Source organism: Luteolibacter rhizosphaerae, assembly GCF_025950095.1.
Lineage (GTDB): Bacteria > Verrucomicrobiota > Verrucomicrobiia > Verrucomicrobiales > Akkermansiaceae > Haloferula > Haloferula rhizosphaerae.
Window position 1 is genome coordinate 158,175 of sequence record NZ_JAPDDR010000003.1, and the last position, 12,967, is coordinate 171,141.

Annotated in this window: 7 protein-coding genes; 5 read left to right on the forward strand and 2 right to left on the reverse strand. The window is 64.0% G+C overall.

Annotated elements, in window-relative coordinates; all coding sequences use genetic code 11:
• The first annotated feature begins 102 nt into the window (after nucleotides 1–102).
• From OJ996_RS06440 to OJ996_RS06460, 5 genes are all read left to right on the forward strand, one after another.
• Entirely contained in the window at nucleotides 103–1,689 is a 1,587-nt protein-coding gene (locus OJ996_RS06440; RefSeq protein WP_264512420.1) for a LamG-like jellyroll fold domain-containing protein, read from the forward strand.
• Complete coding sequence (locus OJ996_RS06445; protein WP_264512422.1) at nucleotides 1,686–3,488, forward strand: right-handed parallel beta-helix repeat-containing protein; 1,803 nt, start codon at nucleotides 1,686–1,688, stop codon at nucleotides 3,486–3,488. The genes OJ996_RS06440 and OJ996_RS06445 overlap by 4 nt, the downstream gene beginning before the upstream one ends.
• Before the next feature lie 15 nt (nucleotides 3,489–3,503).
• Nucleotides 3,504–5,747 carry a hypothetical protein gene (locus tag OJ996_RS06450; protein ID WP_264512424.1) on the forward strand — a complete coding sequence of 748 codons (2,244 nt, stop codon included), beginning with the start codon at nucleotides 3,504–3,506 and terminating at the stop codon, nucleotides 5,745–5,747.
• A gap of 72 nt (nucleotides 5,748–5,819) precedes the next feature.
• Nucleotides 5,820–7,859: a PDZ domain-containing protein gene (locus tag OJ996_RS06455; RefSeq protein ID WP_264512426.1), complete on the forward strand. Its 2,040-nt coding sequence runs from the start codon at nucleotides 5,820–5,822 to the stop codon at nucleotides 7,857–7,859.
• Between the two features lie 62 nt (nucleotides 7,860–7,921).
• Complete coding sequence (locus OJ996_RS06460) at nucleotides 7,922–8,815, forward strand: S1 family peptidase (protein ID WP_264512428.1); 894 nt, start codon at nucleotides 7,922–7,924, stop codon at nucleotides 8,813–8,815.
• 89 nt (nucleotides 8,816–8,904) lie between these two features.
• On the opposite strand, the gene OJ996_RS06465 is transcribed toward OJ996_RS06460, so the two are convergent.
• Together OJ996_RS06465 and lpdA are read right to left on the reverse strand one after the other, a co-directional pair.
• On the reverse strand, nucleotides 8,905–11,280 hold the full coding sequence (locus OJ996_RS06465; RefSeq protein ID WP_264512430.1) for a LamG-like jellyroll fold domain-containing protein: 2,376 nt from the start codon (nucleotides 11,278–11,280) through the stop codon (nucleotides 8,905–8,907).
• 294 nt (nucleotides 11,281–11,574) lie between these two features.
• The gene (gene lpdA / locus OJ996_RS06470) at nucleotides 11,575–12,963 is read right to left on the reverse strand and encodes a dihydrolipoyl dehydrogenase (RefSeq protein WP_264512432.1); all 1,389 of its coding nucleotides are present in this window, start codon (nucleotides 12,961–12,963) and stop codon (nucleotides 11,575–11,577) included.
• Between the last annotated feature and the right edge of the window lie 4 nt (nucleotides 12,964–12,967).

Sequence of the window (12,967 nt, forward strand, 5' to 3'; positions counted from 1 at the left end):
TTTACACCTCACCCGGGTGAACGCTCCACCATAGCTCCATGATCCGCGTCGTCCGGCGTTCCACGTCGGGCGGCGCGAAGAGGGAGCTCACCCTTCCCTTCCGTGAAAGCGTCCTTCCTTTTCGTGGCCGGCTTGCTGGCTGCCTCCACCGCGCGTGCCGATCTGGCCAACCCCACGGGGCTGTGGCAATTGAACGGAAACTTCACGCCTGCCGCGGGGTCTGCCGCCTTGGATGCCTCCAGCCTCACCGCGGGCAGCGACTATAGCTTCGGCACGGACGGGGCAGGGTTCCAGTATCTACAGACCCAGCCCTTCACCACCCCTGCCAAGCGGCTCACGGTCACCAATACCGCCGGGCCTAACGGCGGTGCCGGTGCCACCCGGACCAATCGGTGGACCATGGTGATGGATGTGAAGCTGGACGCGATGCAGCCCTATGCCGGGCTGATCCAGCTCAGCCCGCTGAACAACCTCGATGTGACCATCTACGTGGCCTCGCCGAACAACCTCACCGGTACGGTGCAGCCGGCATTGAGCTCGGCAAGCGCGGTGGCGGTGAACACGTGGTACCGGCTGGCAATCACCTGCGGCAATGACGGCGCGGGAGGCATCCCCACGCAGAAGTGCTATCTGAACGGGGTGCCGACGGGCAGTCCGCGGACCAGCACCTTCAACGGCAACTTCTCGCTGCAGTCGGTCTTCCATCTTTTCTCGGACGAAACGGTGGGCGGCAGCGACCTGAAGCCTGCCAAGCTCGGGTCCTTCGCCTGGTGGAACGAAGAACTCTCCGCCGCGGATATTGCCACGCTGGGCGGTCCGCAGCCCGCTGGCATCCAGCCGCCGGGACTGGCGGTGCCAAGCACGATCGCCGCGACCTCGCCCTATATTTACGGAGCGAACGTGGGGTGGGTTCATGCCCGGCCGGATCAGAAGGGCCTCGTCGTTGGCGAGTATGCCTGCTCCGGCTTCGCTTACGGTGCCAACATCGGCTGGATTAACTTCGGCGACGGAACTCCGGCCAACGGGATCCGCTATGCCAACACCGATGGTGCCGACACCGGGGTGAACCACGACGGTGCCGGCACTCTCTACGGACTGGCATGGGGAGCGAACATCGGGTGGATCAACTTCGGGATCAATTCGAGCGGTGCACCGCGGCCGCAGAGCGATCCCTCCCGAGCCCGGGTGGACCTGATCACCGGCCAGTTCGGCGGTTACGCATGGGGCGCGAATGTCGGCTGGTTCGACCTCTCCACCCTCAAGACTGCCACACTCTACTCGGCGGACACCGATGGCGATGGCATCGCCGACGCATGGGAGATCGAGAAGTTCGGCAATCTAACAGCCGCCAACGGAAGCAGCGATGCGGACAAGGATGGCATCTCCGACAAGGAGGAGCACATCGCCGACACGGATCCGAACGATCCTAACAGCCGCCTGCGGATCACCCAGCAACTGGTCAGCTTCTTCCCGAACGATGGCTACAATCACTGGGACGTGACCTTCACCAGTTCACCGCGCCGGCTCTATCGCCTGGAAACGTCCACAAATCTCGGCGCGACGCCTTGGGTCAACGAGATCGGCCTCTTCGCCCCTTCCTCCGGCCCGACCACGACGCGCGATTTCGATTTCCAACCCTCCCCCCGGAACTTCCTGCGGGTGCAAGCCATCAAGCCCCTTCAGCCATGAGAACTCTCCCCATCCTGTTCCTGACGGCATCCGTGGCATTCGCCCAAGGGCCGATCGCACCACCCGTCGGCCCGCCGACGCCGGGAATGCGGACGCTGGACCAGATCGAAGCCCGGATCCCGCTACCCGGGGGCACGACGACGGTGACGATCTCGCAGCCGGGCTCCTACATCCTGACGGGAAACATCACGGTGAGCACCGGTGATGCGATCACGATCACCGCGAGCCACGTGACCTTGGATCTGAATGGATTCACGCTCGCCTCCACGGCCAATCCGGCAAGCGGTCGCGCCGTCAACATTGCCGGTAGCCTGAGCAACTTGGCCATCCGCAATGGCAACATCCGTAGCGGCTCCAGCTACACGGGCAGCACCTTCAATGCCGGGCCCGGCTTCATCGGAGGAGTCGACTGGGCCTCCGGCAACCCTAACAACTGCCGCGTCACCCATCTGACGGTGACCGGTGTGCGCGACTACGGCATCGACTTGGCCGACACCGGAAACTCGGTGGCGACCGAATGCATCGTGAGCAACGTGGGTGCCTTCGGAATCCGTGCCGGCGCCGTGGCCGATTCCTCCGCGACGCTCTGCGGCAGCAACTCGATCATCGCCCGGACCACCTCGAACTGCGTCAGCTCGCTGGCGGCGGGAGGCAACGGACTGTTGGTTTCGGGGAACACCGTGGAGTCCCTCGCCACGCAGATCGCCCAGGTGCAGGCTGACAACCGGGTCCTGGCAGGACTGCTCAGCGGCTCCGGCGTAAACTTCGCTTGGAATATCCGGACGATCGACAGCACGGGATCGGTGGGCAGCGAGTGTTCGCTCGCCTTCGGCACGGACGGCCAGGCAATGGTGGCCTACCACGACTCCACGAATACGAACCTGAAGTTCGCACGCCAGAATGGAGCCAGCTGGCAAGTCACCACCGTGGATAACAGTCCCGGCAACGTCGGGACCTCGCCCTCGCTGGCAATCGGCGAGGGCGGGCAACCGGTGATCGCCTACTTCGACAGCAGCAACACCGACCTCAAGCTCGCCCGACGCAACGGGAACCTGTGGACCACCGAAACCATCCCCGATCCGATCGCAAGCGTCGGATCATACTGCTCGCTCGCCTTCGACAGCTCCGGCAATCCCGCGGTCTCCTACTATGACATCACGAACGGCGACCTGAGATTCGCCCGCTACGACGGCTCCACCTGGAACTTCTCCAGCCCGGACAGCAGTGCAGCCAATATCGGCCAGTCCACCTCCCTGGCCTTCGGACCGGACGGGAACCCGGCGATCGCCTATCACGACGTCACCAACAACGATCTGAAGTTCGCACGCTACAACGGATCGACGTGGACCCTCGGCACACCCATCGGGAGCGGCCCCTTCGCCGGCCGCTACACCTCGCTGAAGTTCGGCCCCGCGGGCAGACCGGCGATCTCCTACCGAATCAACACGACCGGCCTGCTCCAGTTCTCCGCCTTCAACGGGAACAGTTGGTCGGAGGTGCCGGTCGATGGCACCGGCGAATTCTCGGCCGGAACCTCGCTATCCTTCGGGCCCGACGGGCAGCCCGCCATCGCCTATCACGTGGCCAACACCGGCGACCTGAAGTTCGCGCGCTACAACGGGAGCACCTGGGATCTCTCCCTCGTGGATGGCGATGAGAGCGGAACCGCAGGCTACTCTGTGGGAAGCGGCGTCTCGCTGATCTTCGGTCCCGACGGCCAACCCGCGATCGCCTACTACGACATCTTCAACGGCGACCTGAAGTTCGCCCGCCGCGGCATCTTTACTCCTGCACCCTGACGCTTGTTCACTCCCATGCGCTCCCTTCTCCTATCAGGCCTCGTTCTCCTCTCCGCTCCGGCCTTCGCCCAAGGCCCCCTCGCCCCACCGGCAGGACCTCCAGCGCCGGGCATGAAGACCCTCGATCAACTCGAGGCCCGCGTCCCGATTCCGAAAAGCCCGCAGCCGTCCATTGCCGGGCCCCACTTCACCATCACCCAACCCGGCAGCTACTACCTGACTGGAAACATCGATGTCACCACCGGCAACGGCATCAACATCGAGGCGGATGACGTGACGCTGGATCTGAACGGCTACACCATCTCGTCTAACAATCCGACGGCCGCCAATTACGGCATCAGCCTCAACGGCACCCGGAAACGCGTGAGCATTTCCAATGGCCATATCCGCAGCGGCGCGACCTTCACCGGCAATGCGATCTCCTCCGGACCCGGCTTCTACAGCGGCATCAACTGGTCCACTGCCAGTCCCATCGCCTGCCGCATCAGCGGGGTTTCGGTGACCGGTGTGCCCGGCGAGGGCATCACTGTCGGCAGTTCGGTGAACAACTCCTCGATTGTCGAGGCCTGCACCGTGCGGGACGTGGGCGGCATCGGCATCCGCGCGGGCGTGGTGTCCAATTGCTCGGTCACCAACGCCGCCTCCACCTCGATCGCCGCCGAGCGCGTGATGAACTCCGTGGGCGCCAGGCAGGACGGCACCGGTACCGGGATCGTTCAAGGCGGTGCCTCCTTGGAAGCGATCGGAGCTGCCACAGACAAGCGGACCCAGATCCCCGGCGGCACCGCCACCGTTACGATCGGCACCCCGGGATCCTACGTGCTGATGGGAAATCTGACCGTCACCACCGGCAACGGCATCCTGATCAATGCCAGCGACGTGAGCCTGGATCTCAATGGCTTCACCATCGCGTCCACTTCCTCGACGGCCAGCGGAGATGCCATCGGCTTGGGCAGCGAGGTGCAGCGGATCTCGATCTCGAATGGCACGATCCGCAGCGGCACCACTTACAGCGGCGGCGTGTTCTCGAATGGACCCGGCTTCGATAGCGGCATCAACTGGCGCTCCCTGGCACCTCGATCCGTTCAGGTCTCTGGCGTTTCAATCACCGGTATTCGCGGCTACGGGATCGATCTGGGATCGGATCAGTCCAGCATCGTCCAAGCGTGCTCGGTCCGCATCGCTGGCACCATCGGCATCCGTGCCGGAGTGGTGACCGATTGCTCGGTAACCACGGGGCCTTCCACCACCATCTCCGCCGCACGCATCGCGAACTCCGTGGGTGCCCGCGCCGATGGCAGCGGCACCGGCCTCGACACCCAGACGCCATCCTTCGAGGCGATCGCCACCACCACCACCGCGACCCAAGCGGCAGTGACCACCATTCAAAGCGGAACCACCGCCTTGGTCGCCGCGAAGGACAATCGCACACCCATCACATCGCTACCATTTTCGATCTCCACCTCCGGGAGCTACTATCTGCAGGGAAATCTCCAACACATCGGTTCTGGCAACGCGATCACCGTCTCGGCGAATGATGTCACCATCGACCTCAACGGTTTCACGCTCGCTTCGGCACCCGGTGCATCCGGCAGCGCCATCAACATCAACTTCGATGCCACCAATGTGACCGTGAAGAACGGGACTATTGCCGGGAGTTCCACTTTCACCGGAAACTGGTCGAACGACTGGTCCATCACCCGCAACGGTTTCTCCTATGGTATCTTGAACGATGCCCGTGTCGGCAGTCGTTTCCACAACCTCACCATCCGCGGTTGCCGGACCTCCGCCATCTGGAGCGGCGGACCGAGTCAGAGACATTCTGCAGACATTGATCAGGTTTCCTGCCAATACAATGGCTCGGGGATCTCCGCCCCCTACAGCCGCGTCTCGAATTGCGTCGTCGCCTTCAACGACGGCTTCGGGATCAACGCTCAGACCATCTCGAATTGCCAAGTCACCTATTGCAATTCCTACGGAATCGAGAGCAGCTTCGGCACGGTGACCGACTGCTTCGTCTCCGCGGTCGAGGGGGCTGGCATCAAAGCCATCACGGTCACGAACTGCACCGTCAACAGCGGGGGAGATGCCATCACGGCCTGCACGGTTACCGGAAGCACTGTCCAATTCAGCGGGGGCATCGGTATCACGATTAGCCTGAGCAGCGGCGGAGTGATCTCGGGCTGCTGCGTCATCACCGCAACGGGAGGTGAATACTCCGCGCCCGGTGCTGTCCGGACCGGCTGCTCGCCTCCGTGAGCTGGGGCGGCGCGGCGAATACTTGAACAAGCGGGTGGCAGGGGGGCGCTTCTAGGCGCACCCTGCATCCAGATGACTTTTTCCTGCCGCGCCGCGCTCCTCCTGCTCGCCCTGTCCACCGCCCAGCCCGTGCTCGCACAGGCCGTGGCCACCCCGCCGCCCGCCGCCGAGGTCGAGGATGCGATCAAGAAGATGTACCCGGCGCTCGTCCGCATCTACGTGGTCATGGAGGAGGGCATGGATGGGCGCATGCGCAAAATGCAGGGCAGCGGCAGCGGAGCGATCATCTCTGCGGAGGGACATGTGCTGACCAACCACCACGTGGCCGGACGCGGGACGCGCTTCGTGTGCTCGCTTTCCAATCGTGAGGAGATCGATGCGACCCTGGTGGGCACCGATGCGCTCTCCGACCTCGCGGTGCTGAAGCTAGATCTCTCCACCCGCCGCCTGAAGGACCAGCCGCTGGCGGTGGCGAGCTTCGGCGATTCCGATCAATTGAAAGTGGGCGATACGGTGCTGGCGATGGGCAGCCCGGGCGGGCTCTCGCAATCGATCACCCGCGGGATCGTGGCAAACACGGCGATGATCGTGCCGAAGCACCAGATCTCCCTGACACTGGATGGCGAAACGGTGGGGGAGCTGGTGCGCTGGATCGGCCATGATGCGGTGATCTACCCCGGCAACAGCGGCGGCCCCTTGGTGAACCCCGCCGGCGAAATCGTGGGCGTGAACGAAGTGGGCATCGCCAGCTTGGGCGGTGCGATTCCCTCGAATCTGGCCAAGAAGGTGGCCGCGGAACTCATCGAGAAAGGCAGCGTGACACGGAGCTGGATCGGCATGGAGATCCAACCGCTGCTGCGCCGCATGACCGAAGAGAAAGGCGCGCTGGTAGCCTCGGTCTGGAAAGGCAGCCCCGCGGCAGCCGCCGGGATCAAGCCGGGCGATTTCGTCACGAGCTACAATGGCAACGCGATTCCCGACTGCCATGCGGCGGAAGATCTGCCGGTCTTCAACGCGATGGTGCTGGCCACCGCGCCGGGCACGAAGGTGACGCTGCAAGGCGTGCGCGATGGCAAGCCGCAGAGCTGGGAGATCACGACACTGCAGCGCGAGCCGACCATGGGCAAGGAGGACGAACTCCGGCCATGGGGCTTCACCGCGAGGGATTTTACCCGTGTGTCCGCATTGGAGAAATCGCGCGATACCACGGACGGCGTGCTGGTAGACACCGTGCGGGCCGGCGGACCTTCCGCCGAAGCCAAGCCACCGCTGCGCGCGGCCGATGTGATCGTGCGCGTGGGCGGCAAGCCGGTGAAGACGCGCGAGGAGTTGGAGAAGATCACGACAGAGCTGACCCAAGGAGCGAACGAGCCGAAGCCGATCCTAGTGGAGTTCGAGCGCAGCCGCGAGCAACTGGCGACGGTGGTGAAGGTGGGCACGCCCAAGGATGCCGTTCGCCCTCGACTGGCGGAGAAGGCATGGATGGGTGCCGCGACGCAGGTCATCACGGACGAACTCGCCACGGCACTCGGCATCCCGGGCAAGAAGGGCGTGCGCATCACCGCACTGGCACCGGACTCTCCGGCGAAGAAGGCCGGGCTGCAGGAAGGAGACCTGGTCCTCAAGCTGGACGGCAAGGTGATCAACGCCCGCCGACCGGAAGATGCCGAGGTATTCCCCGAACTGATTCTTGCCTACCCCGCCGATGCCTCCGTGGAGCTCACCGGCTTGCGCGAAGGGAAGGAGCAGACATGGACCGTGGCGCTGGCCCCGCGCCCGATCGACGATAGCGAGCTGAGCGAACATCGCGACGAGCTCTTCGAGTTCACCGCACGCCAGCTTTCGACCTCCCAGCGTGATCGCGCGAAGGAGGAGCAGGGCGAGGATCCTGCCGGGGTGGCAGTGCTGAAAGTGGAGCCCAGCGGCTGGGCTGCGCTCGGCGGGCTCGCCGCGGACGACATCATCCTCACCATCGACGGCACCGAGGTGAACGAGATCGCGACGCTGAAGGCGAAGCTCAATTCACTGCGTGAAGCGAAGCCGCGCAGCGTGGTCTTCGGCATCCGGCGCGGCCCGCGCACCTACTTCCTCGAAATCGAACCGCGCTGGTAAGAACCGGACCCGGCGCTCCGAATTCATTTATTAGATCCATAGTAGTTTATCCATTCACCGATATGATCCGTCATCTGACCCTCGCCTTGGCCGCGACCACGGCACTGGCCTCCGCCGCTACCGCCGAGTTCCGCGAAACCGCCCGCAAGCTCTCCGCCGATCATGGCGAATCCGTCGTCTGGCTCTCCGTGCTCGCGAAGACCAGCATGTCCGCCGAAGGCGATGTGCCGGCGAACCTGAAGAACATGCTGGCGGCGCAGGAGAAGGAGGACAAAAGCGAGGCCACCGGCACGGTGGTGGACGCCTCCGGCCTGATCGTCACCGCGCTGGGAAGCATCGACAAATCCTCGATGGTGGACGGGCAGACCTTCCCCACCCCGCAGGGGCCGGTGAAGCTCAAGGCCAGCTCCGAGATCAAGGAGGTGAAGGTGATCACCGCCGATGGCTCGGAAGTGCCGGCTGATCTTGTGCTGAAAGACGAGGACCTCGGTCTCGCCTTCATTAAGGTGCGCAGCGAAAGCGACGAGGCGAAGGGCGTGGAGTTCAAGGCCATCGATCTGGCCAATTCTTCTCCGGGCCAACTGCTCGACGAATGCGTGGCACTGGGCCGCATGGACGAGGCGATGAACCGTGAGCCGAGCCTGATCAGCACCGAGATCACCGGCCTGACGACCAAGCCGCGCACCTTCTACCGCGTGCCGAACGAGACCATCGGCTGCCCGGTCTTCCTGGGGAATGGCAAGCTGCTCGGCATCTCGGTGCTGCGCCAAGGCAAGGCCAGCAGCGCCCGCACCGGCCAGATCCAGATCAGCCCGGTGATCCTGCCCGCCGCCGATGTGGCCAAGATCGCCGCTCAGGCGAAGGAAGCCAAGCCGGTGGAGGCCACCCCCGAAGAGGCGAAGAAGGAAGAAGCGCCGCAGGACGAGAAGCTGCCGGCCGAAAAGGACGGCGAGTGAGACCGTGGCACCGCGGGAGCATTTGAAATGAAGAACGCCCGGAGTGTCCCTCCGGGCGTTCTTGTTTTCGCATTCGGATGATTCTCGGATCAGGGCGCGGCGCCGTCCACGATCCGCACGAAGCGGCGGGGACCATTGACCGGCACGACCGGGATCGCTCCGCCACCGGTGAAGGTGCTGCCCGGAACGGCCACGAAGTCATTCAAGAGCGTGCCGGTCTGCAGGTGATAGGACTGGCCGCTCACCAGGCCCGTTACACCGCCGATGACGATATTTCCTCCGCTGATGGTGACGCTGCCGATCTTCACCGAGCTGGGCACGGCATTGAGGTCAGGGAGCTGCTCGGTGCCGCTGGAGCTGCTCACCGCGGCATTCGCCGAGGTGAAGGCACCGCGCCAGATGCGCATCTCATTGACGGTGCCGGCCCAATCCTGATCGCCGAAGAAGACGGCCCCGCCGATGAAGTTATCGGTGGTATTGCCGAGTTCGTAGATCTCGCCGACCCATGCCACGCTGTCTGCCAACTGGCCGTCCAGATAGATGGAGATCAGATCGGCCACGGAGTCGTAGACGACAACGGCGTGGCGTTGGACATTTGCCACCAGCGCGGGGGGATTCGGCTCGGCCCGCGTATTGATCTCGCCGCTGGGCGAGCGGAAGCTGGAACTGGGAGCATCCCCGGTGATGCCGGAGCGGGGCGTGAAGTCGATGTAGGTGGATTGCTCCCCGGAGCTTCCCGGAGTGCCGAACATCCAGAGCTTCGACCAAGTCTGGGTGGCATTCGCCGGGGTGAACCAGGCCTCCACGGTGATGCTGCTGGCGCTGGCGATGGTATAGCCGATCGGGATCGTGGCGTGATTGGTGCGGACACCCGTGCCAGCCAGAACGAGATTCCCACCCGATACGCTGGCGGTGCCATTCAGGACCGCGGCGGCCGAGCCGACGCTATCGCTGCCATCCGTGGTGAAGCTCCAGCGGTGCGCAAGGACCGGCGGACTTTCCGACTGGGCACCGGTGACGTTCACGGTGATGGGGATGTCGATCTGGGCTTCGTTCTGGTCGGGATCATCGGAGAAGATCCGCAGGATACCGGTTTTCGCGCCCGAGTGAACTCCACCCGGATTGAAGGTGAAGGCGAGGTTTGTGTTCCCGCCGGGTGCGACGATGAGGGCTCCCTCGCTGACGAAATCACGGGTGACATCGAACTGCTGGAAGTGGGTGGGAGCCGTGTTGCCCGCGATGAAGATCGCATCGATGATCGCCAGCTCGCCTTGCCCGGTATTCGAGATCTGCAGGGAGTAGCTCTGCTGTGGCGCGGTACGGGCTACCGGGCCATACGCACCCGGTGTCGTCACGGCGATGTCCGGCAATGCCACCTGCACCTGGAGGTTCACGATCTTTGAGGCATTGAAGGGATCGCTGCTGGCGATCTCCACGGTAGCCGTGAAATTGCCCGTGAAGCCGTCGGGATTGAAGGACAGCACCAGATTCGAGGTGGCACCGGGTGCGACGTTCAGGGGTAGCGTGCTGGTGACTCCGAAGGAAGCGGCATCCTGCCCGGCCAAGGTGGCACCGGTGATCGAGAGGCTATTCGCGGAGCCCTCGTTGGTGACTGGCACGTTGACGCTGATCGCGCCACCGCTGGAGGTGGCGGCCACGGTGCCCGGGACGCTGATCCGCGGGTCATGCGGCGGCACGGTATCCGGACCCGCGGTGCTATTCGCGGAAACCCGGGCAGCGCTCATCGCTCCCTTCCAGACCCGGAATTCGTTGATGGAACCATTGAGGCAGGGATCGCCGTAGAAAACCGCGGCCCCGAGATAGTTCTGGGTGGTGTTCCCCAGCTGGGAGATCGTCCCGTTCCACACTTCGGAGTCGGCCAGGGTCCCGTTCAGGTAGAGACGGATCTCGTTCGCCGCGTCATCGAAGACTGCCACGGAGTGGATCTGCGTGCCTGTTCCAAGTGCCGCGGGATTCGTGCCGCCGCGGGTATTCGTCTGCGCTCCCGCCGGGGCTTTGAATCCGGTGCTGGGCGGGTTGTTCGTGATGCCGGTGAAGGGCGTGAAGTCGATGTAGCCGGTGGCGGCCTCGTTCGCTTGGGGCGTGCCGAACATCCAGACCTTCGCCCAGTTCTGGTTGGTGGTGCTGGTAAACCAAGCCTCGACGGTGAGGCTATCGCTCGAGGCAATGGTGGCGCCGATGGGCAGCGCCGCGAAGTTCGTTCGGGCAGCGCCGCCGGGGATCACCAGTTGGCCGCCGCTGACGGAGGCGGTGCCATTCAGGGTGGCATTCGCGGTGCCGACGCTGTCGTTCAAGTTCGTGAAGCTCCAGCGGTGAACAAGCTGCTGGGCCTGGAGGTCTGCGGCACCGAGGCCTAAGAAGCCGAGGAGGACCGCTTTCTTCAGCACACCGGACAAGGCGGTGCTACGGGCGGCACGAGTCCGCCCCGGATTGTTTCGGGTCATGGGTTGTTTTTGGGTTTCGTGTCTGTCGGTCCCGTCGCGTCCTTTGGGTAGCGCGGCGGAACCAAGGGATCGCCCAGGTACGGAGTTCCTACCCATGGGAGATAGGACCTGTGCTATCCCTCAAACATCATCCGCCTAGCAAACCCCGCAAGGGGAGACAACCCATTTCCATATTCCAAATCCTCTGCGCCGGGGGAGCCGGAGACCGCCGACATATCTCCTCTTCTTCCAAAACGAAAAAGGGCAGCGGTGAACCCGCTGCCCCCTTGGGAAAAGACTGACTTACTCCAATCTTCAGAAGTGGATCGCGTGGCCGTCGGCGGCCAGCGTCGCTTCGTGGATGACCTCGCTCATGGTCGGGTGAGCGTGGATCGTCGCGTGGATCTCGTCCGCGGTAAGCTCCTGGTCAAGCGCCAGGCCCATCTCGGCGATGAGCTCGGTGGCGTTCTCACCGATGATGTGGGCACCGAGGAGTTCGCCGTGCTTCTTGCCGTAGAGGAGCTTCGCGAAACCGTCTGGCTCGCCCGAGGCGATGGCCTTGCCGATGGCGACGAAGGGGATCTTGCCGACCTTGTACTCGATACCCTCTTCCTTAAGCGCGCGCTCGGTCTTGCCGACGGAGGCGATCTGCGGGTGGCAGTAGGTGCAGCCCGGGAAGACGGTGACCTTGCGCGGGGTGTGGCCTTCCACGTAGAGGCCGTCGACGCACTGGATCGCCTCGAAGGAGGCGGTGTGCGCGAGCAGCGGCGGGCCGCTCACGTCGCCGATCGCGTAAACGCCGGGGATGGAGGTTTCGTAGCGGTCGCCGATTTTGACGAAGCCGCGTTCGGTCAGCTCCGGCTGGACTCCGCCGGGGCCCGGGAGCACCGGCTGCACGCCGATCGCGACAAGCACGACATCCGCAGTGAGGACGCCGTTCTCCTTGGCACCTTCAACCGTGACCTCGACCTGGCTGCCCTTGACCTCGGTCTTGGTGATCTTGTGGTTCGAGAGGCAGCGGATGCCCTGCTTGGTGAAGGACTTCTCGAGGGCGTCGCCGATCTCGTCGTCTTCCACCGGAACAAGGCGCGGCAGCATTTCCACGACGGTCACCTTGGTGCCGAAGGCGTTGTAGATGTAGGCGAACTCCACGCCGATGGCACCCGCGCCGATGATGATCATGCTCTTCGGCTGCTTCTCGAGCACCATGGCTTCCTTCGAGCCGATCACGGTAGTGCCGTTGAAGGGCAGCGGCGGGAGCGGGCGGGACTTGGCACCCGTGGCGACGATGATGTGCTTCGCCTCCAAAGTGCTCTTGGCACCGTCCGCAGCGGTCACCTCGACCTTGCCGGGGGCGCTGATCGCGCCGAAGCCGCGAACGTAGTCGACCTTGTTCTTCTTGAACAGGAACTCGATGCCGCCTGCCAGCTTGTTTGAAACCGTGCGGGAGCGGCCGACCACCGCGGACCAGTCGTACTGCAGGTTATCGAAGGAGAAGCCGAATTCCTTGGCGCGGTGCGACAGGGTGTGGAAAAGCTCCGCATTCTTGAGCAGCGCCTTGGTCGGGATGCAGCCCCAGTTCAAGCAGGTGCCGCCAGCGCGGTCCGCCTCCACGCAAGCGACTTTCTTGCCAAGTTGCGCAGCGCGGATTGCAGCGACGTAGCCGGCAGGGCCGCCACCGATGACGATAAGATCGTAAGCCATGATT

Bases quoted from the DNA above. Each gene is read 5' to 3' on its own strand.
- OJ996_RS06445 (WP_264512422.1), top strand. From the start codon at position 1,686: ATGAGAACTCTCCCCATCCTGTTCCTGACGGCATCCGTGGCATTCGCC.
- OJ996_RS06450 (WP_264512424.1), top strand. From the start codon at position 3,504: ATGCGCTCCCTTCTCCTATCAGGCCTCGTTCTCCTCTCCGCTCCGGCC.
- OJ996_RS06455 (WP_264512426.1), top strand. From the start codon at position 5,820: ATGACTTTTTCCTGCCGCGCCGCGCTCCTCCTGCTCGCCCTGTCCACC.
- OJ996_RS06460 (WP_264512428.1), top strand. From the start codon at position 7,922: ATGATCCGTCATCTGACCCTCGCCTTGGCCGCGACCACGGCACTGGCC.
- OJ996_RS06465 (WP_264512430.1), bottom strand. From the start codon at position 11,280: ATGACCCGAAACAATCCGGGGCGGACTCGTGCCGCCCGTAGCACCGCC.
- lpdA (WP_264512432.1), bottom strand. From the start codon at position 12,963: ATGGCTTACGATCTTATCGTCATCGGTGGCGGCCCTGCCGGCTACGTC.